The organism is Paenibacillus sp. FSL P2-0121, from assembly GCF_037975345.1.
GTDB lineage: Bacteria > Bacillota > Bacilli > Paenibacillales > Paenibacillaceae > Paenibacillus_AQ > Paenibacillus_AQ odorifer.
Window position 1 is genome coordinate 648,487 of record NZ_CP150245.1, and the last position, 25,125, is coordinate 673,611.

General features: G+C 45.6%; 23 protein-coding genes. 18 read left to right on the forward strand and 5 right to left on the reverse strand.

Going from position 1 to position 25,125, the window contains the following annotated elements; all coding sequences use genetic code 11:
• Positions 1-17 precede the first annotated feature (17 nt).
• The 8 genes from MKY54_RS02850 to galU all read left to right on the forward strand — a co-directional run bounded on the left by MKY54_RS02850 (position 18) and on the right by galU (position 7,248).
• Entirely contained in the window at positions 18-536 is a 519-nt protein-coding gene (locus MKY54_RS02850) for a DJ-1/PfpI family protein (RefSeq protein ID WP_076124426.1), read from the forward strand.
• A 23-nt stretch (positions 537-559) separates the two neighbouring features.
• On the forward strand, positions 560-1,183 hold the full coding sequence (locus tag MKY54_RS02855) for a hypothetical protein (RefSeq protein WP_076138393.1): 624 nt from the start codon (positions 560-562) through the stop codon (positions 1,181-1,183).
• A gap of 21 nt (positions 1,184-1,204) precedes the next feature.
• Positions 1,205-1,501 carry an antibiotic biosynthesis monooxygenase gene (locus MKY54_RS02860; RefSeq protein WP_036676767.1) on the forward strand — a complete coding sequence of 99 codons (297 nt, stop codon included), beginning with the start codon at positions 1,205-1,207 and terminating at the stop codon, positions 1,499-1,501.
• A 14-nt stretch (positions 1,502-1,515) separates the two neighbouring features.
• Positions 1,516-2,334, forward strand: a complete 819-nt coding sequence (locus tag MKY54_RS02865; protein WP_339189395.1) for an aminoglycoside phosphotransferase family protein — start codon at positions 1,516-1,518, stop codon at positions 2,332-2,334.
• Positions 2,335-2,362: 28 nt separating this feature from the next.
• Entirely contained in the window at positions 2,363-2,908 is a 546-nt protein-coding gene (locus tag MKY54_RS02870) for a DUF1697 domain-containing protein (protein WP_076186269.1), read from the forward strand.
• A 206-nt stretch (positions 2,909-3,114) separates the two neighbouring features.
• Positions 3,115-5,244 (forward strand): glycosyltransferase family 39 protein, encoded by a 2,130-nt coding sequence (locus MKY54_RS02875; RefSeq protein ID WP_339189397.1) that lies wholly within the window; start codon positions 3,115-3,117, stop codon positions 5,242-5,244.
• A 78-nt stretch (positions 5,245-5,322) separates the two neighbouring features.
• Positions 5,323-6,309, forward strand: a complete 987-nt coding sequence (locus MKY54_RS02880; RefSeq protein WP_076138397.1) for a glycosyltransferase family 2 protein — start codon at positions 5,323-5,325, stop codon at positions 6,307-6,309.
• Positions 6,310-6,327: 18 nt separating this feature from the next.
• Positions 6,328-7,248, forward strand: a complete 921-nt coding sequence (gene galU / locus MKY54_RS02885; protein WP_339189400.1) for a UTP--glucose-1-phosphate uridylyltransferase GalU — start codon at positions 6,328-6,330, stop codon at positions 7,246-7,248.
• A 389-nt stretch (positions 7,249-7,637) separates the two neighbouring features.
• Here galU and MKY54_RS02890 read toward each other — a convergent pair whose 3' ends face one another.
• From MKY54_RS02890 to MKY54_RS02900, 3 genes are all read right to left on the reverse strand, one after another.
• Positions 7,638-8,204 (reverse strand): FAD-dependent oxidoreductase, encoded by a 567-nt coding sequence (locus tag MKY54_RS02890; RefSeq protein WP_036676776.1) that lies wholly within the window; start codon positions 8,202-8,204, stop codon positions 7,638-7,640.
• Positions 8,205-8,370: 166 nt separating this feature from the next.
• Positions 8,371-9,954 (reverse strand): HAMP domain-containing sensor histidine kinase, encoded by a 1,584-nt coding sequence (locus MKY54_RS02895; protein ID WP_076186276.1) that lies wholly within the window; start codon positions 9,952-9,954, stop codon positions 8,371-8,373.
• Positions 9,951-10,634, reverse strand: coding sequence for a response regulator transcription factor (locus MKY54_RS02900; RefSeq protein WP_038568592.1), 684 nt, complete (start codon positions 10,632-10,634; stop codon positions 9,951-9,953). The genes MKY54_RS02895 and MKY54_RS02900 overlap by 4 nt, the downstream gene beginning before the upstream one ends.
• A 475-nt stretch (positions 10,635-11,109) precedes the next feature.
• Between MKY54_RS02900 and MKY54_RS02905 the strand changes: the two genes are divergently transcribed.
• From MKY54_RS02905 to MKY54_RS02915, 3 genes are all read left to right on the forward strand, one after another.
• Positions 11,110-12,273, forward strand: a complete 1,164-nt coding sequence (locus MKY54_RS02905; RefSeq protein ID WP_038568594.1) for a glucose-1-phosphate adenylyltransferase — start codon at positions 11,110-11,112, stop codon at positions 12,271-12,273.
• Positions 12,274-12,395: 122 nt separating this feature from the next.
• Positions 12,396-13,499, forward strand: coding sequence for a glucose-1-phosphate adenylyltransferase subunit GlgD (gene glgD, locus MKY54_RS02910; RefSeq protein ID WP_036676786.1), 1,104 nt, complete (start codon positions 12,396-12,398; stop codon positions 13,497-13,499).
• Positions 13,500-13,599: 100 nt separating this feature from the next.
• On the forward strand, positions 13,600-16,032 hold the full coding sequence (locus MKY54_RS02915) for a glycogen/starch/alpha-glucan phosphorylase (protein ID WP_036676789.1): 2,433 nt from the start codon (positions 13,600-13,602) through the stop codon (positions 16,030-16,032).
• A gap of 86 nt (positions 16,033-16,118) precedes the next feature.
• Here the strand turns inward: MKY54_RS02915 and MKY54_RS02920 are convergent, their stop codons facing one another.
• On the reverse strand, positions 16,119-16,598 hold the full coding sequence (locus tag MKY54_RS02920) for a GAF domain-containing protein (protein ID WP_036676791.1): 480 nt from the start codon (positions 16,596-16,598) through the stop codon (positions 16,119-16,121).
• A gap of 228 nt (positions 16,599-16,826) precedes the next feature.
• Here MKY54_RS02920 and MKY54_RS02925 point away from each other — a divergent pair, with 228 nt between their 5' ends.
• The 4 genes from MKY54_RS02925 (at position 16,827) to MKY54_RS02940 (ending at position 19,833) form a co-directional block, all read left to right on the forward strand.
• Positions 16,827-17,108: a hypothetical protein gene (locus MKY54_RS02925; RefSeq protein WP_036676794.1), complete on the forward strand. Its 282-nt coding sequence runs from the start codon at positions 16,827-16,829 to the stop codon at positions 17,106-17,108.
• 185 nt (positions 17,109-17,293) lie between these two features.
• The gene (locus tag MKY54_RS02930) at positions 17,294-17,848 is read left to right on the forward strand and encodes a GNAT family protein (protein ID WP_076279657.1); all 555 of its coding nucleotides are present in this window, start codon (positions 17,294-17,296) and stop codon (positions 17,846-17,848) included.
• Positions 17,849-17,878: 30 nt separating this feature from the next.
• Positions 17,879-19,387, forward strand: coding sequence for an MDR family MFS transporter (locus MKY54_RS02935; RefSeq protein WP_076124409.1), 1,509 nt, complete (start codon positions 17,879-17,881; stop codon positions 19,385-19,387).
• A 68-nt stretch (positions 19,388-19,455) separates the two neighbouring features.
• On the forward strand, positions 19,456-19,833 hold the full coding sequence (locus MKY54_RS02940; RefSeq protein WP_339189404.1) for a hypothetical protein: 378 nt from the start codon (positions 19,456-19,458) through the stop codon (positions 19,831-19,833).
• Between the two features lie 568 nt (positions 19,834-20,401).
• Here the strand turns inward: MKY54_RS02940 and MKY54_RS02945 are convergent.
• The gene (locus MKY54_RS02945) at positions 20,402-20,869 is read right to left on the reverse strand and encodes a MarR family transcriptional regulator (protein WP_036676802.1); all 468 of its coding nucleotides are present in this window, start codon (positions 20,867-20,869) and stop codon (positions 20,402-20,404) included.
• A 349-nt stretch (positions 20,870-21,218) separates the two neighbouring features.
• On the opposite strand from MKY54_RS02945, the gene MKY54_RS02950 reads away from it, so the two are divergent.
• The 3 genes from MKY54_RS02950 (at position 21,219) to MKY54_RS02960 (ending at position 24,719) form a co-directional block, all read left to right on the forward strand.
• Positions 21,219-22,562 (forward strand): MFS transporter, encoded by a 1,344-nt coding sequence (locus MKY54_RS02950; RefSeq protein WP_339189407.1) that lies wholly within the window; start codon positions 21,219-21,221, stop codon positions 22,560-22,562.
• Between the two features lie 160 nt (positions 22,563-22,722).
• On the forward strand, positions 22,723-23,463 hold the full coding sequence (locus tag MKY54_RS02955; RefSeq protein WP_036676805.1) for an ABC transporter ATP-binding protein: 741 nt from the start codon (positions 22,723-22,725) through the stop codon (positions 23,461-23,463).
• Positions 23,460-24,719 (forward strand): ABC transporter permease, encoded by a 1,260-nt coding sequence (locus MKY54_RS02960; protein WP_339189409.1) that lies wholly within the window; start codon positions 23,460-23,462, stop codon positions 24,717-24,719. Before MKY54_RS02955 ends, MKY54_RS02960 begins: the two co-directional genes overlap by 4 nt.
• Positions 24,720-25,125 lie beyond the last annotated feature (406 nt).

Consider the following 25,125-nt stretch of genomic DNA (forward strand, 5'->3'; position numbering starts at 1 on the left):
GGGGAGCTGATCCATCATTGAATACATATATTCTTATATATGATAGCTTTGTGCAGTTTGAGGTTACATTGGCAGCTTATTTTATGAAAACAAAGGGTGAGGTTTATACCTTAGGTTTGGAAGATAAGGCGTTAATCTCCTGCGAGGGTTTTTCTGTTAATCCATCCGTATTGGTTGAAAATGTGGACGTTAGCACCATAGATTTATTGATTATCCCTGGTGGGGAAACAGATAATTTAATAGGGCAGGAGGCTCTATTAGATTTAATCAGAAGCCTGAATCGAGCAGGCAAAGTCATCGCGGGCATTTGCGGTGGGGTATCCATTCTTAAGGCAGCCGGAGTACTGGATGGTAAGGTTTATGTGGACAATGAATCCGGCGTATCTAACGTCGTTGTCGATGGAACAATCATTACCGCTAAGCCGAATGGATATGTAGATTTTGCGCTTGAAATTGGGCGAGTAATGAGTATCTATAAAGATGAGGCAGATTTGCAAGAAACGATAGATTTCTTTAAACATTTTAAATCCGTTTAAGGAGTAGAAGAGGGGAAACATGTATGAACGTTAGCAATATCATTATGTCCTCTTATTGGGGTAGAGAGGTTAAACATAAATATATCACCCAAGGGTCCAAAGCGCTGGCTGTTATTTTTCCGGGTAAAAATTATTCAGCTGATCGCTCTCTGCTGGATTATGCGGCTAAAGCTGCCCGGGAGCATAATTGTGATGTTCTGCTTTTAGAATATGGTTACCAGAGTGCTAGGGTGGATTTCAAGCGTGAAGAAATGAGTATTATCATTGAGGAATGTAAAGCCGTGATTGCTTCTCTGCCGGATTATAAGAGGTTTCTTTTTATAAGTAAAAGCATGGGAGCTGTTATTGCAGGTAGAATAGCTGAAGAGCTAGAAATACAGAAGAAGACGTCTCATCTATATATCACCCCGTTGCCTGAGGCGGTGCCGCTGATTCAGCGGAGTCGGGGGACTGTAATTTATGGTGGCAGTGACCCCTTATTTGGTGAAGAGCATTCGGGTGAAATTAGTGGGCTGAATCATTTGAAGGTGTATAGAATCGATGATGCCAATCATTCGCTGGAGGTAGGCAGTGTCAACGAGTCACTAGCAATACTGCTGGTCATCATTAATTTCTATCATGAATTTTTCCGGGATGCTTTAAATTAATAACTTTAGGAGATGATGAGTGTGATTTTGGAAGCTGCGATGCTGCAAGTGAAGCCTGGTTTGACTACTGAATTTGAGCAAAGCTTCAAGGAGGCATCAAGCTTAATCTCCTCGATAGAAGGTTATATGGGCCATGAATTACAACATTGCTTGGAGGATGATCATAAGTATCTGTTGCTGGTGAAGTGGAGAACGCTTGAAGACCACACTGTTGGATTTAGAGAATCCAGCCAATATCAGGAATGGAAAGCACTCCTTCACCATTACTACGACCCATTTCCGGTAGTTGAGCATTTTACCCGCATTAATCTGGACTAAATGGAGGATACCGAATGAAGGCCAAGCTTGTTGGGGAAGGCAGAACAGCGGAGATCTGGCAGCATGATGATCAGAGGATTCTTAAATTGTACCGGGAGGATATAGCAGAGCAACACGTCAGCCGGGAATATAAAATCAGCCGGTTTGTACATGCGCGGGGTGTTCGGACCCCCCAGCCTTTTGAGCTTATTTCTGAACAGAATCGACAAGGTATCGTTTTTCAACAAATTCAGGGTCCCTCTTTACTAAAGGTGATGGGTGAGAAGCCTTGGAAAGTTACCCAATATGCCAGGCTGATGGCGGGGCTTCATTGTGATTTACATAAGCTTGAAACTACAGAGGAAATCGGCCAGCAAAAGGATATGCTGAAAAGTCAGATCATGGTTGCCCCTATGCTGAGCGAAGAGGAAAAATCCGTCATTTTGAAGTATCTGGAGAAGCTGCCGGAAGGCACTCGTTTATGTCATGGGGATTTTCATCCCGACAATGTGCTTATGGATGAACAGCTCTGGGTGATCGACTGGATGACGGGTGTAGTGGGAGAACCTGCTGGAGATGCTGCGCGTTCCGTAGTGATGTTCAGTTTGGGAGCTATGCCTCCGGGAGCTTCGGCCTTCTCCAAATTAATGTTAGGTTTTATAAGAAAAAGATTAACTAAGGGATACATTCAAGAGTATCTCAGATTATCAGGACACACTTATGAGGACGTAGACCGCTGGATTTTGCCGATCGCTGCCGCACGTCTGGTGGAGGGGCTTTCGCCTCCAGAGAAGGAGCTGCTGGTAAAAGAAGTTCGTAAACGTCTACACACCTTAGCCGCAGAGGTAAGCTGATCATGGCACAAAAACGGAGGCGTATTCTATGACTACCTATATAGCGCTGCTGCGTGGAATTAACGTCGGCGGGAACAAAATTATTAAAATGTTGGACCTGAAGGCGATGTTTCAGTCTCTTGGATTTGCAAATGTACGAACGTATATTCAGAGTGGAAATGTCGTTTTTGAGAGTGATGAAGGTTCGGTAAGCCTGCTTAGAGGAGTCATTGAACGTCAGATTCATGAGGTTTTTGGATTCGAGGTCTCTGTTATTATCCGTACTTTAGCAGAAATGGAGAATGTGATCGCTAACGATCCCTTTCAGCTGTCCGAGCCAGAGGAATTCAAAAGATGGTATGTTACTTTTTTACCAGCCGAGCCTTCAGGGGAAGCATTGGATAAACTGTGCACTTATGAGAATGGACCGGATAAAGTGCGTTTTGTCGGCAGAGAGATGTATATATTATATGAGGTCAGTGTGAGCCAATCATCGCTTTTTAAAGTCCCTTTTGACAAAATACTCGGGATGCCCATTACCGCACGCAACTGGAACACGGTGAATAAGCTTGTTGCCATAGGCAAGATGGAATAACATAGTTTGGATTGAACAGGGTACCGAAAGGCTCCACATTGTGGGGTCTTTTTTGCGTGCCGGCAGCCTCATTTATTCAGCAAACATTCAGCTTGCACTCATTGAGAGTTAAGGTATGGATGAAATAATACACCTACGGAAAGCTTGGGCCGGAGTTACAGAACTGCCGGCATATAGAATGATCAAGGGATAGGAGTGAAATGGAGATGAGTTTTGCTAGAAAAATAAGCTCGGATCTTATACTGTGGCTCATTTTAATACTCGCTGCTTTTTTGTACGGTTATGGAGTTTGGAATGACCACTATGTGAATACATACTACACCACTGCCGTGGGAAGTATGCTGCAAAACTTTCATAATTTCTTCTTCGCTTCACTCGACTCTGCAGGTTCAGTCACGGTGGATAAACCACCAGTCACCTTTTGGATTCAGACTCTTAGCGCACTCATTTTCGGGCTGCATGGCTGGAGTGTGATTTTACCTCAGGCGCTTGGGGGCGTGGGCTCCGTGTTGCTCGTATACCTTCTGGTAAAACCTACCTTTGGTAAAGCAGCTGCACGTTTAGCAGCGCTGGCCATGGCAACAACTCCAGTAGCGGCGGCTGTTAGCCGGACGAATAACATTGATGCTCTGTTAGTATTCACGTTACTGTTGGCGGTTTGGTTTTTATTTAAAGGAACGAAGAGTAATAAGCTGGGCAGTCTCCTTGCCGCATTCGCTTTAATCGGTGTTGGGTTTAATGAGAAGATGTTGCAGGCTTATATGGTATTGCCGGCTTTTTATCTCTTTTATGTCTTGGCTGCGAAAGTGAACTGGAAGCGAAAAACTGGAGTATTAGCGGCCTCGACAGCTATATTACTCGTGGTCTCGTTATCCTGGGCAGTGATAGTGGATTCGATTCCCGCTAGTAAACGACCTTATATCGGCAGCAGCGGTACTAACTCCGTGCTCAATCTTGCCTTTGGTTATAATGGTGTCGCCCGATTGACGGGTGATCGGGGGACAGGTGGTGTCGGAGGTGGAATGCCTTCAATGAATGGTGGTGAGATGCCGAACATGAATGGCGAGATGCCAGCTATGAACGGTGAAAGACCCGCTATGAACGGGGCAGATGCTGAAAATGGTACGGATAGCGGACGTGGATCATTTTCGGGTCGGCAAGGTATGAATTCAACCTCAGACAGTCAAAATGGCGCCGATGATGGAGGTTCTCCAGGGCAACCACCCGGCGGTGGAACAGATAATCAAAACCGGCAATTTGGTGGTGAAGGTGGGGGTCAAGGACAACGCGGCGGCATGAATGGCGGCGGAGGTGGAATGTTCAATACTGGAACCGCAGGTCCACTGCGCCTGTTCCAATCAGAGCTGTCAGGTCAGGCAAGCTGGATGCTGCCTTTTGTATTGTTTGGTTGTATTGGATTATTCGCTAATCTGCGGAGAAGGAACTTTACGCAAGGGCATAAAGAAGCTCTATTCTGGTTAGCATGGCTGGTGCCGGTGATGGGATTCTTCAGTATTGCGGGATTCTTCCATCAATATTATCTGGTGATGATGGCTCCGCCGATAGCCGCGCTGGTCGGTGCAGGCTGGTCAAAGCTCTGGAGTCTGTATCGTGAGCACTCTGGTTGGCTGTCATGGCTATTGCCAGTTGCGACGCTGGTTACAGCAGTTTTTCAATGGTACATTATTCATCCTTATGACGATACGATTGGCAGGGGCTGGTCGATTGGCATTCTGGCTGCCGGTATAGTTGTTTCTTTGGTGCTGGTCGTTCTTAAAGGCAAGCAGAAGCCATTTGTTTTCTCGGCAAGTATTGTTGCTGTACTAGTATTGTTAATTGGCCCGCTCTACTGGGCAGCTACCCCAATTACTTATGGCCTGAACAGTCAAACCCCTGAAGCAGGACCAGGCAGCAGTGAGGGCAGAGGAGGAATGGGCGGCAATTCTAGCAACTTTGGACGTAATAGCGCCACAAGTGCGAATGAGAGTCTGTTGTCCTATCTGGAGGAAAATAATACTGGGGAGCCTTATCTGTTTGCCGTATTGGATTATGGCACAGCAGCTCCTTATATCGTCGATAAGGGGGCATCGGTTGTTATTCTGAACGGGTTTTCCAATTCGGACACAGTATATACCACAGATACCCTAGAGGCGTTAGTAAAGAGTGGAAAGGTGAAATACTTCCTGCTGAGCAGCGGCGGTATGGGGGGGGGACGTGGAGGGAACTCTACGCTATCTACCTGGATTACCGACAATGGTACAGAGGTTCCAGCAGCGGATTGGGCAGGAAACGATGCTGGTAACAGCGGAACGTTATACAAAGTTACAGTTAACTAGTTCAGTGTTTTAGAGTACGAAGCGTGCTAATACATTTGCAGGCACGCTTCAGCATTCAAATTAAAGGAGGAGCTGCTCATGAGTATCAACGTGCGCTATTCCATTATTATACCGATGTTTAATGAAGAGGCAGTCATTCAGGAAACGTATCGCCGTATTAAAAAAGTGATGGCAATGACGGAGGAAGTGTATGAGCTGATCTTCGTGAATGACGGCAGCACCGACAACTGTGCCCAGATGATCGAGGAATATAGCTATTGGGATGAGAGTGTGAAGCTGATCGATTTGTCACGTAACTTTGGACATCAGATCGCTATTACTGCCGGAATGGACTATGCCCTTGGGGATGCAGTTGTCATTATTGATGCTGATTTGCAAGACCCGCCTGAGCTGATCTTGGACATGATTGCGGAATGGAAGAAGGGGTATGAAGTTGTATATGCTAAACGGGTGAAGCGTAATGGTGAATCCTTATTCAAAAAGTGGACGGCCAGCCTCTTTTATAGAATTCTGCGTTATTCAACCGATATTTCTATCCCTGTGGATACGGGTGATTTTCGGCTCATAGATCGTAGGGTCTGCGAAGAGCTCAAACGTCTACCGGAGAAAAACCGTTTCGTGCGCGGACTGGTCAGCTGGGTTGGTTTCCGTCAGAAGGCGATTGAATATGAACGGGATGAACGTCTGGCGGGGGAAACTAAATATCCACTAAAACGTATGATCAAGCTCTCTTTGGACGGAATCACCTCCTTTTCCTATAAGCCGCTGAAGCTGGCAGGATATTTGGGCGCACTGCTGTCGGCTTCTGGTTTTCTGTACCTTATGTATGTTTTGTACCTGGTGATTTTTACAGACTCAGTTGTTAAGGGCTGGGCTTCGATGATTGGAATTACGCTGACCTTCAACGGATTTGTACTCATTATGCTAGGAATACTAGGTGAATATGTCGGCCGGATTTATGACGAAACTAAGGGACGTCCGCTTTATATTGTCCAAGAGTTCTATGAAGGTAAGGGGCAGCAAAAGAACATTCGTGAGCACCCTGTGACCCATCTCCGTAAATAAACTGCAAGGGAGGGATTCATGATGAAGATTAGAAAAGCTGTCATTCCCGCCGCGGGCTTAGGCACTCGTTTCCTGCCTGCCACTAAGGCTCAGCCAAAAGAAATGCTGCCCATTGTGGATAAACCAGCGATTCAATATATCGTAGAAGAAGCCGTCCGCTCTGGTATTGAAAGTATTATCATCGTGACCGGCCGCAATAAGAAGTCGATTGAAGATCATTTTGATAAATCGGTGGAGCTGGAGCAGACGCTTTTGGAAAAAGGGAAAGAGGATCTACTTCGTGAAGTCCAGCTAATCAGTGAGCTAGCGAGCATCCATTACATTAGGCAAAAAGAGCCGCTGGGACTAGGCCATGCCATCCTTTGTGCGGAACAATTTATCGGTGATGAACCTTTTGCTGTTTTGCTTGGTGACGATATTATGGTTTCGGAGGACCCGGCGCTGCTGCAGATGATGAGATTGTATGAGCAAGAGGAGCAGACTATCGTCGGTGTGCAGCAGGTGCCACGGCAGGAGGTTAACAAATATGGGATTATAGCCTCCAGCGGCTCACTAAATGGAGTTCATGAAGTAAAAGGACTGGTAGAGAAGCCCTCGCCTGAAACAGCTCCTTCAGAATACGCCATTATGGGGCGATACATTTTGAAGCCTACGATATTCTCAGTACTGGCTAACCTCGAACGTGGAGCGGGCGGGGAATATCAACTGACGGATGCTTTGCACGAGGTATGCCGGCAAGAAGGATTGCTGGCGCTGGATTTAATCGGCAAACGTTATGATATTGGTGATAAATTTGGTTACATTAAAGCCACGCTGGAGGTAGGTTTGATGCGGGAGGATTTGCTCCCATTATTGGTTCCGTATTTGCAGGAGCTGGCTGCTAGTCTTAAGGGAAGAGAAAAAGAAGTGGATTCCTTGCATTGGAGTATACACAGTTGAGGGAGAGGAACTGTTTCAAACGATCATAACATCGGCTTCGGTGGTGGGATGAGGTTTTGAAGCAGTTTTTTTGCGTGTGGTGTTCAAAGGGCGGTGAGGGACGAGCAAATAAGTGTACTTTATACAATTAAAAGTATGGGGGACAGCTGCAAATCGATTTAGTTGTACTTGATACATCTATATCTTTACATTTTAGCTAGAATGCTCAGTTAGCCTGTTTTTAGTTGCATAAAATACACTTAAAACAGCCGTGTGGGTGTTATTGTATGAAATAGCTGCATCAAGTGCAGTTATTTTTAAATTTCGTAACTTGCTTCTCCTGGGTGACGAAAAAATCCGAAAGACCGATTCCTAAGAATCATCCTCCGGATTTATGTTTTGAGTATAGATTAAGCTTTCAGCACATCATGATCAACGTAACGCGCACCATTTAACTCGCTAATTACATTAATAGCTACCTTCGCACCATCGCCTGCGGTAATAATGGCATGTACACTTACTCCAGCAACAGTACCAGCTGCCCAAATGCCTGCGATATTCGTTTTGCCTTCAGCATCAACGGCTACTACAGTTTTGATTCTTGGCTCTGTACCATCCTTAGTCTCTACGCCAGCTTTGGCAGCTAGATCTGTAAGGGCGCCTGTGGCAAGAATGACATGTTTTGCTTCATAGATAATTCCATCTTCAGTTTCAATGACAAAACCATTGCCGCTGGAGGTGAGGTTGATAGCCTGTTCGGAAACCAGCTCAGCGCCAAATTTAACAGCTTGCTTATGCCCGGTTTCGACCAGCTCAGGACCACCTACTTCGGAAATTCCATAAAAGTTCTCAAACCAACCTCTGCGGGTCATGCCCTTATCGTTGTCGATCAGCAGCGTTTTTTTGCCCGCCTTGGCGGCGAACAGGGCTGCGCTTGCACCGGCAGGACCGGCGCCAATTACGGCGATTTCGTACATGTATTTACCTCCTAAAAGTTTTGTGGAGCGATGCTCCTTAGAATGGACTACATAGCAAAACTGGCAACGAAAGCATACGCTTGGTTTTGTGAAGCAAAACTCACTTCGAAAGCATACGCTTAAGTTTGTGGAGCGATGCTCCAGTTCCTCTTAATTATAACGGTTGTTACTCTTCCTTGGCTAATCCTTCCTCGCAAGGCAGGCTAACCGTAAACGTTGTCCCCTCGCCAACGGTGCTATTTACACTAATCTTGCCGTGATGTGCCTCGACAATAGATTTTGTGATGGAGAGACCCAACCCTGATCCGCCGTATTTACGTGTGCGAGAGGAGTCACTGCGGTAGAATCGATCAAAGATATGTGGGATGTGCTCTCCGGGAATTCCGTAGCCATTATCCCGCACGCTTAATAGAGCTTGATTTCCTTCCGCTTGCAAAGAGAGATGAATGCTCCCTGTCGTGGCATTGGTATGCTGAACTGCATTGTGGAACAGATTCAGAATCACCTGCTTGAGCTTATAGGGATCATATTTACCACGGATGCCATAGGAAATATCAAATGTAACTTTCCGTTGATCTGCGAGCAAAAGCAGATGCGGCTTCATTTCGTGAATCACCTCGCTGAGAATCAGATCAGTCATCTGCAGTTGTGGAGCTCCGTCCATCCGAGCGAGCAGTAGCAGATCCTCGACCAGCTTATTGATTCGTTTCGATTCACCATGCATGCTCCGCAACGAGTTATATAACTGTTCTTTATTATCGGCGGCGCCCCGCAGTAAGACCTCAAGAAAACCGTGAATTGAGGTAAGCGGAGTTCTAAGCTCGTGGGAAGCATCGGCAGCGAACCTGCGCATCTGCTCCTTGGCCTCCCGTTCATTATGAAAGGATATTTCGAGACGTTCGAGCATACCATTGAATGAATGAGCAAGCTTGTCGATCTCGGCCTGTCCTTGGTCAACTGGAAACCGAATGTCCAAATTACCGGCATTAATGATCTCAGCCGATTCTCCCATATTAGATAGAGGAACTAACGTCTTTCGCAGGGCCGGTAAGTATAGGAATAATCCAGTCAATAAAGCAATCACTGACAAACCTGCGTAGATCAGCAGCTGCTGCATTATCACATCCGTCAATGGCCCCGTGCTCACACTCATTTGCAGCAGCAATCTAGTATTTCCAGGCCTATAAAGATTCATGAATATGGCTAGATGTTCAGTGCCGTCTTCAGCTTGGATGAGCTTGTAATTTCCTGTCGCCCTATCCGTGGTGTGAATCAGCAGCGCATCGTATTGCTCATTGGTCAGCCTGGGTGCTGCTATATCTGAGAGGGTTAATTGCTGTAAATCCCTGAAGGTGCCATCCGAGCTGTACATGGCGAGAGTTGTATGGGCATCAAGCAGAAGCGGGCGCCGGTTCTCGCCAGTTCGCAGCCCACTTGGCATTTTATTCATGTCTTCTCTTTCCAACGGGAAATTGCTGTTAAACTCGTTGTTCGTGTCATTTATGCCTGTGCTATCCTCGTCATAGGAATTAAAAAAGTTAAAAAACATCTCACGGGGGACAGAACGTATTTGCGCTTCCATAGACTCGGCTCTATTGCTGTATATAAAATCTCGCATAAGGATATATTGTAAGACTCCAATTAGCAGCAGCAATCCTGATAGAATAAGCAGCGATGTGGCAAGCAGCTGTTTACGCAGGGAACGTGGTGCAGGCAGTCTGCGAAGCCATCTGAAGATGGGAGTGCTCATAGATCGACCCGGTAGCCTGCGCCCCGCAGGGTACGGATAATACGGTGCTCCTTATCTCCGAGCTTCTCACGAAGCGAACGGATATAGACCTCAACAATATTTTCCTCACCGCCAAAATCATAGCCCCACACTTTATCAAGAATCATAGGCTTGCTGAGTACAAGGCCGTGATTGATAACGAGATACTGTAATAACTCGTATTCCGTAGGGGAGAGTTCAAGTACTTCCTCCCTGAAGCGAATTTCCTTTCGCCGACTGTCAATTCGGAAAGGACCGCAGCGGACCTCACCTAGCAGCCCCGGAAACTGATTCCGCAGCCGCGCTTGGATCCGCGCTAGTAATTCATCAAAGCTGAAGGGCTTGACCATATAGTCGTCAGCACCAATAGATAGTCCTTTTACGCGATCATCCACTTCGTCTTTTGCAGTAAGCATGATGACAGCTACCTCTGTCTCTTCTGAGCGCAGATAGTGACATACCTCGAATCCATCCATACCCGGCATCATAACATCCAGGATAGCTACATGGGGCTTGAATTCAGCTGCAATCGAAATGGCGCTTAGCCCGTCCGACGCGGTTCGTACTTCAAAACCTTCGTTAAGGAGACCCAGCTCCAGGAACTGTAATATATGAGGCTCATCATCTACGAGCAGAAGTCGAACTCCTTGTACTGCTTTCATCATAGGTTCCTCCAAATCGGTGATAGATAGCTTCATTATGCCATATCCGGTTGAATGTTTGCTGAAGACCGAATGATTCTTTTTCTAGAATAAATGAGTGAATTTCTTTCACATGGCTTTAAATTGGTTAATCTAGTTATAAGGAATATTAACGTGTTTAATGACAAACAGGGTTAAAAATTCCGGATTTTCGGAATTGCGATAAAGGGTTTTGACGAAGAATATAGAACACTTTACAATAAGGATAATCTCCTGATTCAGGCTCCTGATTTTGGAGAATGCTCTCCCTATTTTAGGTTAGATCATCCGAACGTGTAAAATTTCCTTCCTCGTTTTTTCAACTTTGTCATCTTCCTATCAAGGCTCATTTCTTTCTGGTGTATTTCTTTTCTAATTCACTTCTTTTTGGAATTCTGTTCATTCATCCTAGGTTTGCTGAACTTTATATTACCCATAAGTCAAGGGAGGCTTTTCCATGAAGAAAAAAGAAATGGTAGCCATGCTATTGGCTGGAGGCCAAGGCAAAAGATTGAAAGGTTTAACCAAATCGCTTGCCAAGCCCGCTGTCTATTTTGGGGGCACTTATCGGATCATCGACTTTCCTTTAAGTAACTGCTCCAACTCGGGTATTGATACTGTCGGTGTATTGACACAGTATGAGCCACTTATACTACATTCTTACATCGGAGTAGGCAGTGATTGGGATTTGAACCGTAAGAATGGTGGAGTATTCGTATTGCCACCGCATGAACGTGAGAATGGAAGCAGCTGGTATCGGGGAACAGCCGATGCGATTTATCGAAATCTTAAATTTGTAGATCAGTTCGACCCTGAGCATGTTCTTATTCTATCCGGTGATCACATTTATAAAATGGATTATCATGCTATGCTGCAATACCACAAGGAGAGAAATGCAGATTGCACAATTTCTGTGATTGACGTTCCGCTGGAGGAAGCAAGTCGATTTGGAATCTTAAATACGGAGGACGATCTGAAAATTTACGAATTTGAAGAGAAGCCTGCACAGCCAAAAAGCACGCTAGCTTCTATGGGTGTGTACATCTTTAAATGGGAAATTCTCCGCAAGCATTTACTGGAGGACGGAGAGAATATAGGGTCATCTCACGATTTTGGTAAGGATATCATCCCTTTGATGCTGGAAGACGGGAACTCTTTATTTGCGTACCCTTTTGAAGGGTATTGGAGAGACGTTGGTACGGTAGCAAGCCTGTGGGAAGCGAATATGGATTTACTGAGCGATAATCCACCGCTTAATCTAAATGATCCCAGCTGGCGCATATTTACACGTAATCCGAATCAACCTGCTCAATATGTCGCACCTGGGGCGAAAGTGTCAGGATGCATTATTAATGAAGGCTGCATTGTGCATGGTGAAGTGAAGCACTCGGTTCTTTTTTATGGCGTAGAGGTAGGTGAAGGCAGTGTGATTACGGACTCCGTAATTATGCCTAAGGTTAAGATTGGTAAGAACGTACGCATTCATAAAGCGATTATTAGTGAGAATACGGTAATCGACGATTATATGGAAATAGGCATCGAGCGGGAGAACGAGAACGAAATTCTGCTGATCGACAATAAAAGCAAGAAACGTAAATCAGCTGTGGCCAAAACCATATAATCAAGCTAAAACGCCTTCGGCGTCCTTCTAGGGACGGTAAGCGTTTATGCGAGATTTATAAGGATAAAGTATATAGTGAAACTTATACTTTCTTATAAATTATAAGAGGACGGTGGATTCCGATGAAGCAACTCATGGGTGTAATTAATCTGGATCATGAACTCGATAAACTAAATGAACTCACTTATTTCCGCTGTGGTGCAGCCGTACCTTTTGCCAGTCGTTATCGGTTGATAGATTTCGTGCTTTCCAATATGATGCGTGCGGATCTAGAGAGCGTGGGCCTGTTTGTTCGCCGTAAATATCGTTCTTTAATGGACCATTTGGGTGACGGGAAATCTTGGGATATGAATCGCAAGCATGGGGGACTATTTATTTTGCCTCCGGACTGGAATGATCCCACCGATACTTCTCTTGGCGACCTTCAGCATTATCATAATAATCTGGATCTTTTTAAACGGGGATCTGCTAAATATATTGTGTTTTCCGGCAGCCAGCATATTAATACTATCGATCTCCAGGACTTGTACAGCTACCATTTGGAGAAGGGTGCCGATGTTACAGTAGTATACAAAAAAATAGAGCAATTGCAGCCAGAGCATGAGTTATGCCAGCGTATTGAAGTGGACGAAGAGAATAATGTGACCAATATCCATCATGAGAAGGATCATCCCAATTTATATCTCGATATCTTCATTATGGAGAAAAAACTGTTCCTGGAGCAGGTGGAACATTGCATTGCACATGGGGAGAGCTACTTTTTCCGTGATGTCATTCAGAAAAACCGCCATAAATTCAAAATCGCTGCTTATGAGTATCATGGCTATCATGCCGTAATTAATTCATTGGAAAGCTATTATAAGAATAGTCTGGAGCTGCTTCAGCAGGAGAATTACTTTAGTCTGTTCAAAGAAAGTCCAGTACAGACGAAGATTAAATATGAGGCTCCTACCCGATATTTAGAGAGCGCAAATGTCAGCAATTCACTGGTGGCTAACGGCTGCATTATAGCGGGAACGGTGGAGAACAGCGTGATCTTTCGTGGGGTTCAGGTACGTAAAGGAGCGAAGATCATCAACTCTGTAATTATGCAGAAGTGCATTATAGAGGAAGATGCTGTTATTGAGAATGTGATCATGGATAAGGACGTACATTTAAGTAAGAATCGAATTCTCGTCGGGGATAGTAAACGTCCATTTGTCATCGCCAAGAGCAGCAAAATATAAACCAACTGGATTAGATGAAACGAAACAGTATAACCTATCTGATCTACAGGCATAGTCTAATGCATCCCTAAAAAAAGCTTTTGTCAGGAGGAACCTGCTGTTGTTTAACGATAAAGAAACTTTCAAACAGGTGTTTCGCGAGACGCTCATCAGTAAATTGGGCAAACCTTTGGAGGAAGCCTCGAATGCTGATGTCTATAAAATATTAGGCAACATGATTCGCGAGAATGCCGGGAAAAATTGGGCGGATACCAATCAAAAGTACAAGACGGATAAGGATAAGCAGGTATACTATTTTTCTATGGAGTTTCTGATCGGAAGACTTCTGGGGAACAATCTGCTGAATATGGGCGTGCTGGAGGTCGTGCGTGAGGGATTGGCCGATCTTGGTTTCTCGCTGCAGGATATTGAGGAGGTAGAAGCCGACGCTGGGCTTGGCAATGGAGGACTTGGACGTCTAGCTGCTTGTTTCTTGGATTCACTGGCCTCCCTGCAATATGCGGGGCATGGTTGCGGCATACGTTATAAATACGGCCTGTTCGAGCAGAAAATCGTTGACGGGTATCAGGTGGAACTGCCCGATTACTGGCTGCAAAATGATAATGTATGGGAAGTGCGTCGTGAAGACAAGCAGGTAGAAGTAAGGTTCTGGGGCGTGATTGAGACTCGGGAGGAGAACGGGCGGCTTATCTTTGAGCATAGTCAATATGAGGCCGTTCGTGCAGTTCCGTATGATGTGCCTATCATTGGTGCAGATCGGCGGCATGTGAATACACTGCGCAACTGGAGCGCGGAGTCCATCACCCAGCCTACCAGAACCTTTGGCTCTTTTGCCGGATCAGACTATCATAAATTCCTGGAATATAAGCGTTCCGTAGAATCCATCTCGGAGTTCCTGTATCCGGATGACTCTCAATACGAAGGCAAGCTGTTGCGGTTGAAGCAGCAATACTTCCTCTGCAGCGCTGGCCTGCAAAGTATTCTGCGAACCTTTGGAAAGCTTGGACTCCCTATACAATCGCTGCCCGACAAGGTTGCGCTTCATATCAATGATACACATCCGACGCTTGTAATTCCTGAATTGCTGCGGATTCTGATGGATGTACATGGATTAGGATGGGATGAGGCGTGGAGTATTACAACTCGTATGGTGTCCTATACAAATCATACGATCTTGAGCGAAGCCCTGGAGAAATGGCCTATTCAAATGGTCAGGGACTTGCTTCCACGTATTTTTCTTATCATTGAAGAGATTAATGCCCGCTTCTGCGGCGAGCTGATGAGTCGTTATCCCGGCGATCAGGACCGGATTTCACAGATGGCAATTATTCATGACGATCAGGTTCGCATGGCTCATCTGGCGATTGTGGCGAGCCATAGTGTCAATGGGGTAGCAGCGCTGCATACAGAAATATTGATGAAACGCGAAATGCGGCTCTTTAATGAAATGTACCCGCACCGCTTCAATAATAAGACGAATGGGATTACTCACCGGCGTTGGCTGATGCATGCCAATCCGGATCTGGCTAACCTTATCAATCAATCGATAGGAACCCGCTGGATGAGCCATCCGCAAGAGATGATTGGTTTGATTAAATATTGTGAGGATGCTTCCTTTCAGGAACAAGTAGCCAGCATTAAACGGCGGAATAAGCTCAAGTTGGCTGAATACATTTACAGCAAGCATTCAGTACATGTAGACCCCGACTCTATCTTTGATGTTCAGGTGAAGCGCCTGCATGCTTATAAGCGGCAGCTGCTAAATATTTTGCATATTCTGCATATGTACAACCAAATCAAAGATAATCCTTCGATGGATATGGTACCGCGCACGTTTATATTCGGAGCAAAGGCGGCACCAAGCTATCATTTGGCGAAGCGAATTATCAAGCTGATCAATACTGTGGCGGAGGCTGTCAACAAGGATCCGGATGTTAAAGGCAAGATCCGTATCTTTTTCCTTGAGAATTATTCGGTATCCTTGGCCGAGAAGATCATTCCTGCTGCGGATATTAGTGAACAGATTTCTACAGCGAGTAAAGAGGCTTCCGGTACGGGGAATATGAAGTTTATGATGAACGGTGCATTAACCGTAGGTACGATGGACGGTGCTAACGTGGAAATGCATGAGATGGTAGGGGACAACAATATGTTCCTGTTCGGTCTTCGTGCTGAGCAGGTAATGGATTATTATCAGCATGGCGGCTATCACGCACGTGATATCTACAATGGGGATAGCCGTGTGAAGGAAGTATTGGATCAGTTGGTTAATCCGGGACCTATATGCTGTCATGGTGCGGAGTTTGAGACCATTTTCCATTCTCTTTTGGATAATAACGATGAATTCTTTGTGCTTAAGGATTTCGCAAGTTATGTCGAGACTCATGTCGAGATTGACCGGGCATACCGCAACCGTCAGGAGTGGCTGAAAAAGTCTATTATAAATATTGGTCATTCCGGTAAATTCTCAAGTGATAACACGATTAGCCGCTACGCCGCGGAGATTTGGAATATCAGTCCGGTACGGCTATAGGCTCAACAAGAATAGGCTGTCTTATAAGTAGGAGATTCCTACAAATGAGACAGCCTATTTCTTATGCTCTATAGGGCAGAGCTGCTTTAGATAACTTCCGATACCAGGGCTGCGAACCGCTCCAGGAACCGGCGTTCCTCATCATCAAAACGATCTTTCAGCGGACTGTCGATATCGAGTACGCCAAGCAAACGATCATCCTTGATCAGCGGGACAACAATTTCGCTGTTTGAAGCGGCGTCACAGGCGATATGTCCCGGGAATGCATGCACATCTCCAACTACTAACGTGCGTCGTTCCGCAGCAGCCGTTCCGCAGACTCCACGAGACAACGGGATGCGGATGCAGGCAGGAAGACCTTGGAAAGGCCCGAGCACAAGCTCCTTGCCATCAAATAAATAAAAACCGGCCCAATTCGTATCCGGCATAGCGTGTTTAAGCAGTGCCGAAGCATTGGCCAGGTTGGCCGTAGCACTTGGTTCGTCCTTTACTAATGCTTCTAGTTGGATTAGAACCGCTTCAAACTGCTCGTTGCGTGTTCCATCGTAAGGCATAGCTTGAAACATGAAGCATCACCTTCCTGTACTTTAAATTCAAATATGAACTCATAACTGTAATTATCAACATAGTACAGCTAGACATAATACGTCAAGCGACAATACCAATCTGTAACAATATGGAATGTTCCTTGAAGTCCATGAAATGCGGAACAGCCACAATAATGTTTCCGGGGATCGGTCAGAGGGTAATGCTAGTATAAATACCGAAGGCTATATAGCCGGAAGAGGTGGAATATGCGCGCTGATGTACAGAACTTGTTCATAGGAATTCATATGCTTTATTGTGCACGGGATAAAGATGTGACGATCTCAGAGATGCTGCTCGGACTTGAAGATCTGGGGTATCGTGTAGGAGAACGCGAAGTGAAACAGGAATTGGAAAAGCTGACACTGGACAACTTTCTGACTGCCCATACCGAAGGGTACAGTATTACGGGGACTGGAATTGAAGAGTTCAAGGATATTCGAGCCAAACTTCAGGTGTTATGCAGTGAAGTTATTCATGAAGCGGAATGAAATCATTGTAGTTAAGTTTAATAAAAAGACGTCTGCATTTAGGGAGTGTTTGCTCCCTGCTGCAGACGTCTTTTTACGTTAACGCGTAGAATTTGTTCTTTTCAATGTTAAAGAATTTAGAACTTTTATCTTAAGGATATACTCTTGAATGATGTATAATTGATAAGTTGAAGGGGGGCAGAGACTTGTATATCTGCAATGGAGTGATACCCACACTGGTCGGCAGTAGAGTGAAGCTGTGTGCTATGACTACTGAACATGCTTCAGCATTGTATCAGATCTGGTCTCATCCAGAGGTCACCCGCTGGCTGGGGGCTCCAGCATTATCCTCTATCGAAGAGACTAAGCAACTGATTGCATTTTTATCACAGATGGCTCAGGAAGAGGACAGCTTACGCTGGAGTATTGTAGGACCCGGAGGTGAAGTTATAGGGAGCTGCGGGTATAACTATTGGCAGTTACAGGGAGCTTACCGCGGGGAAATTGGCTGCGATCTGGCGCCTGCCTTTTGGGGGCTTGGATATATGAAAGAAGCGCTTGGTTTAGTGCTCAACTTCGGCTTCAATAGGATGGGGCTGAATCGGATAGAAGCGCTGTGTCATCCTGATAATAATCGTGCGGAGAGGCTGGTTCAAACGCTCGGATTTCAGAAGGAAGGTATACTGCGTCAATATCGTCAGACCCCTTCCGGCTTTCAGGATGTGACTCTGCATGCGCTTCTGCGTGGGGAATGGCAATGATTTGATTACATAAAGAGAGGGTTTGGAACATTGAAGTCAACAGGGGATTTAGAACGTAAATTAATACTGATAGGGGTGCTGCTAGCTACCTTTTTGGCTGCGATTGAAGGAACGGTAACAGGACCAGCGGGTCCAGCTATCGTAGGTGAATTTCAGGGAATGCAGTGGCTTAGCTGGATATTCACTTCTTATTTGCTGGCAATGGCTATTACTACTCCTATTTTCGGCAAAATCAGTGACCTCTTTGGACGCAAGCCGGTGTTCATGTGGGGGGCAGCTGTTTTTTTATTAGGCTCATTATTATGCGGTATTTCGCAAAGTATGGAGCAGCTGATCCTGTTCCGGGCAATACAGGGGATTGGCGCGGGTGCGCTCATTCCAATGACCTTTACCATTATCGGGGATATTTACAGTATTGAAGAGAGAGCGAAGACACAAGGATTACTTAGCTCTGTATGGGGGATTTCCTCTTTGGTAGGCCCTCTTCTTGGAGGATATGTTGTAGATTACCTAAGCTGGCGCTGGGTATTTGTCTTTAATCTGCCATTTGGTTTACTAGCAATGGTATTTATTGCCCGTTATTTGAAGGAAGAAAAGGTACGCCGGAAAGCACAAATTGATGTGGCAGGGGTGCTGCTGTTCGCTGCTGGTATGGGCGCATTACTCTTCGGTCTCTCCACAGGAGGACAGAATCTGGAGTGGACATCCCCACTGCTAATTGCAACTCTAAGTGTGGCTGTTATCCTGCTAGTCTTATTTTTCTTTGTGGAGCGTCGTGCTCCTGAACCTATGTTGCCGCTGGGTCTATTCTCGAACCGCAATATCGCAGTATCTACAGGCGCTAACCTGCTGGTAAGCACATTAATTATTGGGCTTTCTACGTATGTGCCATTATGGGTGCAGGGTGTATCCGGAAAAAGCGCCGCCATCTCAGGTTTGCTACTGGCGCCGATGTCGGTAGGCTGGATGTTTGGTTCGATCGCCGGAGGGCGGATGATTCTAAAAGCGGGTTCGCGTCGAACCGCAATGCTTGGATTGATTATGATCGCTGCCGGGGCTATTGGTCTGGCTTTCTTAACAGGGGAGTCTTCACAGCTGCTGCTCTTATGCTTGATGCTGGTCTGTGGAGTTGGCTTTGGGTATTCTTCTACAGTCTTTACGATTATCGCGCAGTCCTCTGTTGCGTATGAGCAACGGGGAGCATCTACAGCGCTTAATGCGTTCACGCGTTCTTTAGGACAGACTGTTGGGGTGGCTATTTTTGGTTCCTGGCTGAACTTGAATATTGATAAGCTGTTAAGAAAACAACCAGATTCGAACATCTCAGGAGATGATATTAATAAGCTGCTTGGATCACATGCAGGAACCAACCTGTCTGGGGAAGTATCAAACAGTCTGCGTGATGCCCTTGAAGGTGGTCTTCATTCATTATTTATCGTAATGGCAGTTTTCGCTGTTTTGTCGCTGATAATTTCCTGGGGTTTGCGCAAGGGTGTGCCTTCAGTAGAGGATGCTTCATCGTCCTTGAAAAAGGCATAACTTATTAGGTAGATAGCGTGTTAAAGTGGTTGAACCATACGAATTAACTCCCTGGAGTGGAGTACGGAGTGACGCATGGAATGACCGACGGTGTGGCATATGGAATGACGCATGGAGTGACGTACGGAAAGACACATGGAATGACACACGGAAAGACGCATGGAATCACGCACGGAAAGACGCATGGACTAACGGAGAGTAGCACATGGAATGACGTATGGAGTGACACATGGAATGACACATGGAATAACGGATGGGTGGCACGCCAGATTGATGCAACCTCTAGAGTAGAGCGTCGATGGAAGCAGTGGAAGCAATCGTTAGGCAAATTTAGTTGTATTTTGTACAACTATAATCCTGCCGTTAACTCTTCAATGGATATAGCTGTATTTAGTACATCTATTTTCTTGATTTACTCGCCTAGGGGTACTTTTTCTGGTTTTTAATTGTACAGAATACACTTAAAGTTAGAATAATCCGATTTGCATACGAAATAGCTGTATAGAATGCAGTTATTCCTTTAGTTACTGCTCAGGTTCCCATCAAGATCGGGCGGCGAAAATATAGCGGGTTATATCAAAAGTGGATTTTACTGAGAGTTATAGTTACGGTTAGCTAGAAGGGACGTCCAATCGGAAGCGTGCACGCCAAGTCCAATCGGAGGTGTGCTACGCCAAATCCAGTCGGAAGTGTGCTCGCTAGTCCTGCCGAATAAGGATGACTATGATCCGAGGTTTGCCAAAAGCGGATCTCAAGGTCCGTCTTCGGCATCGACTTACTGCCCTAACTGATCAGTTCTCAACTAATGTTCGGCTAACGGAGGCTGTAAAAAGGCACTCAAATTTTGCTCAGAGGGGTCATAAGGACTTATATCATCTGCTCAAGTAAGCTGCCGCAGAACAAAGAAAACCAATGGGCGATTCTCAAATAAATCGGAGAATCGCCTATTGGTTTTCTTTTTACTATTAACAGAAATCAATAACAGCTTGTCTAAAACACATAAATAAGCGACTCTTACTTACGAGGAAGAGGGGATAGCTTCTCAGCTTGTAGACCCATCTTTTTGAGCAGAACAATCATTTGTTCCTTCTCATCATCATTCAGACCGCTGAAAGCAAGATGCAGGCGTTCTGAATATTTCGGATACATCTCATTCATGAGACGTTCACCTTCCGTAGTCAGCTCCGCAAAAATCACACGGCGGTCGCTCGGACAAGGCTTACGCTGCAAATAGCCGCGTTCCTCAAGCTTATCGATTACGTAAGTAACGTTGCCGCTTTGCAGCAGCAGCTTGGCGCCAATTTGTTGAATGGGTTGTGGTCCCTTATAGTACAACACTTCCATAACGGCAAAGGCAGTCGGATTAAAACCTTCAATTTTGCTGCCGGTAACAGCATGTTCATTAATGCTCTTAAAAGACTTGGCAAATACCCGGTACAAATGTAGTGTTAATTGCGTATCACGTTCGTAAGATTGTATCATGCTTCTCCACCCTCTATCGTTAATCATGTGTGAACTCATCGCACAGTTTGCAATCAATAGTCATTAGTGCACGGGTTACCTGTGCAACGAACCTTGAGATAACCTTAGAATACGTGAAAGAGCGAATGAAGAACATGTGATTTGTCACAATGAGCACACTTTTAATTATTAAAAATCAAACAATTTTTTAAATACGATAAAAACGAAGGTTTTTTTGATTTCAGTCTTTGAAAGGATAAGAATTTCAGCCTTAGGTTCAAGCGCTATTTACGCCTCCAGACGGATGATTGATGTTCTCCAATATTTTACTATTACTTCATCGAGAAATAGTAACGGGGAGTGAAGTAAGATGGAGGAACGGCTGGCTCATGATTCAAAAGAAGGAAAGCTAAAGGCGAATAAGCCCTTTATGCTGCTTATTGCCGCACAGCTTGTATCGAATGTGGGAGACTGGTTGCATATCCTAGCGCTACTGACAATGGTAGGTTTTAAATGGAATGCGACACCGTGGGAAATTACGGCTATATCTTTATGTATGGCTGTGCCGTTGCTCTTAGGAGGACCGTTCGCAGGTTATTTAAGTGATCGTTTTAACCGCAAGGCGCTGATGATTGGTTCGGATCTAGCTCGTGCCGGAATCGTTGTTTGTTTGGTATTTGCAGGTTCTCTCTGGCAGGTATATGTCCTGCTGGTGGCTAAAGGGATCATGGATGTACTCTTTTCACCAGCCAAAAGCGGAAAGCTCAAGGAGCTTGTCCCTGCGGCCCAGATGGATAAAGCCATGGCGCTTAGCTCATCTATTGAACAAATAACCAAAATTGTAGGTCCTGCTCTAGGTGGACTGCTGGTTGCCGCATTTGGTATTGCCGCTTGTTATGTGATTGACTCGGCTACCTTCATTTTATCGGCGGTCATCTTAATAGGACTGCCGCGTGCGGCTGCACTGAAGAAAGATGCAGCAGAGGATAGCACAGGGGAGAATGGTGCTCAGAAGTCTTTTCGCCAAGAAATGTCGGCGGGTCTGCAGGTGATCGCGGGAATGCCTGTAGTACTTTGCGGGATTGCTATGCTGGTGCTAGTGCTGCTAATGCTGCAAATTGGTGATTCGCAGATTGTAACGTTATTCCGGGAAATTCCGGGTGTGAACGGTGATCTGCTGGGTTGGTGTGTGGCAGCCAGTGGTCTTGGCACCTTACTGTCAGCCCTGCTTGTAAGCCGTATAGGCAGTGGTAAACATACGCTCGTCTTTATGGGATTGGGAGCTGTAATTATGGGGGTTGTTTTCTCAAGTGCAGGAATTGTAACTGCCCACGGTCAGGCTGGATTATGGATGAACATCGCTTTATTTGGTTCTTTTATGTTTGCTGGTGTGGGAGCAGGCCTTGCATTCATTCCCTTCAATTCTATGCTGCAACAGCGGACCCCTGCGGAATACACGGGCCGTGTATTTGGAACTATAGGCAGTCTAACAAGTGCGGCTGTTATCTTGGGACCTGTGGCCGGTGGGGCTTTAGTTACAGCGTCAGGACCTGTCCCGGCTTTCATTCTCTCTGGTTTGCTTACAGCCCTGCTCGGAGTGTTACTGTTAATGCTGCGTGGTAAAATCGAGCGTAGAGATGAAGCGGCAATTAAACGTGAAGAAGAAATTTCAGCAACAAATAACCTAGAGCTTCTCGGACAGACCTCTCTTTAATGGGAGGTTTCTTTTTTAAATAGGAGAGTAGTTCTCTGAGCTGTGAAAAAATCAGTTTGCTTCCTTGGAAAAAGTATATATAGTACGATTAGAGAAGCTATCTTTCTGGATTGGAATTTCGATAATAATATTCATTAGAAATATTTAGGAGTTGGCGAATATGGAGAATGTAGAAATAACAGGGGATACCGAGAGCGACGAAGAGATTGTACTCGATGTTGAGATCGATGAAGCAGGCTATGAAGCAGGTGCCCCGTGCATATTCGATATTTCATTTCAGGTGCGGCGTGGACAGCTGCTCGGACTGATCGGACCAAACGGTGCGGGAAAAAGTACTACAATCAAAACACTGCTCGGTTTGCTTAAGAATACCAAAGCTAAGGTCTCCTTTAATGGAGTTAATAAATCCTATGCTTATGTACCGGAGCAGCCGGTGTTTTATGAGGACTTGACCTTATGGGAGCACTTAGATTTGGCTGCTGCTGCTTATGGACTAAAATATGAGCAGTTTCAAGAAACGGCGGAGAGGTTACTGAAGCAGTTCGGCATGAATCATGTCCGTGATGATCTTCCAGCTGGTTTCTCTAAGGGTATGAAACAGAAAATGATGCTGATGCTTGGCTTTTTGGTACAGCCGGATGTTTATATTGTGGACGAGCCTTTTATCGGCTTGGATCCTCGGGCCACTAAAGATTTCCTGCGACTGCTGGAAGCGGAGCGGCAGCGCGGAGCTGGTGTATTAATGTCTACGCATGTATTGGATACTGCTGAGAAAATTTGCGATGATTTTGTGCTGATCTCGGGTGGCAGGGTTGCCGCTGCTGGAACGCTCGAAGATATACGTGATTATGCTGGGTTGCCGGAGGCGTCGTTGTTTGATTGCTTCGACGAACTGACATGAGTAAGCAGAAGCAGCGAGGGTTTGCTTTTCCTACCTCCAAAAAGCTATTCTGGCGGCGATTATTTTCTCATTGGCGTGAGCAATCTGCTATTATTCGTACGGCTGCCGATTGGACTGTGCTGTTATATATACTGATTCCCGGGGGATTTCTGGGAGGACGGTTATATTACGGGTTCTGGAACGAGGCATTGCCAGCTTGGAGTGCAGATTTGCCGTTTATGCTGATTCCTTCATTATTTGTGCTCCTGCTCTGTAGAGGGGGACTGGTGCTATTATTGCAGGAAGGCGATCTATTATTTCTAAGACAACGGCAGCGATGGATAAATACGATCATGTTCCGCGGGTTGCTGTACAGCCTGATCGTAACATCGTTGAAGTTCTGTGCAGCTTTTGTGCTGTTATTACCTTTTCTGGTTCGGGGGTATGGAATGCTGTCATCCGAGGTATGGGCGCTGTTCGCTCTGACTCTGGCATGTAGCTGGTGCATTAAATTACTGGGGCATATTGTAAAAGTACAAAAGCAAGGCTGGCGGCGCTGGCTGTGGCTGATTCTGGCCATCTCCGTTCCTTGTGGGATTTATTTCCGTGCAGCTACGTTTTGGAACAACAGTCCAGTTTTTATGCTGCTGATTGCAGCACTCTTTGCAGTCGTAGCGGTAATCGCTCTTCAGCGGCGTATAGTGATGCGTGGGACGTTCATGAACGATGTGCGTGAAGATTATAAGCAGCGGATGAAAATAGCGGCCCTATTACTCCGCGGCGTACTGGATAAGCCACGTCCGACCCGCCATAAGCCGTGGATTTTCCGGAAATCACAGCCTTTGCTAAAATCAAAAACTGCCGAGAGCCGTTTCTCTGCGGCAGCGATTAAGGCCCTTGTACGGAATCCTGCCCATTTAAAGCTCTACTTATCGTTTACTGCTGTGTCCCTTCTAGCGATATTTATCATTCCATCAGGGTTCAAATGGCTGGGCTTTATAGTTTTAGTTTCTCTCATGACCAATTGGCTGTTGTCGTTCTGGTCGTTATTCGTGGGAGATGATTACATCGGAATTCTGCCGTTTACAAAGGAACAAAAAGCCGAAGCGGGGCTGCGTGCGGTCCCTATCTTACTGCTTCCTTTTTCAATCATTTGTTCTGCGCTGATCTGTATTTCCTTATATGGATGGTTTGGGATTATCCTGTTCATCCCGCTAGGTTATATCGTTGCACTGTTTAGCTCTAGAATATTTGGAACATTTCGCTTAGCGAAATAAAGATATAAATAGAACGGAAGAGTGCCCCATAAGCCGTGAAAAGGCTGCTGGAGCACTCTTCTTTTGTTGTCTTGATTCGATCTATTGTGCGCACGTACGTACGAGGTACCTAGCTAGCCTATGGGACACAGCTGCCCCTAAACATACTATTTTTCCACTTTTGGGATGCTAACGGACTCCATAGTTGCTATTGCCATGAAAAACACCCTATATGAGCCTCGTTATAATGAATAGCGTCGTTGGAGTCCGAAACACTGCCCATAAGGTGATAAATTCGCCAATAACGTCATCTGGGTCCGAAGCCGCAGTAGCTGATTAGGACAGACGCTCCACATAGCAGCTGAGGAACCCAAAACAGAGGAGCGATTCTCCAATTAATGAGAGAATCGCGCAGACCGCCATTTTC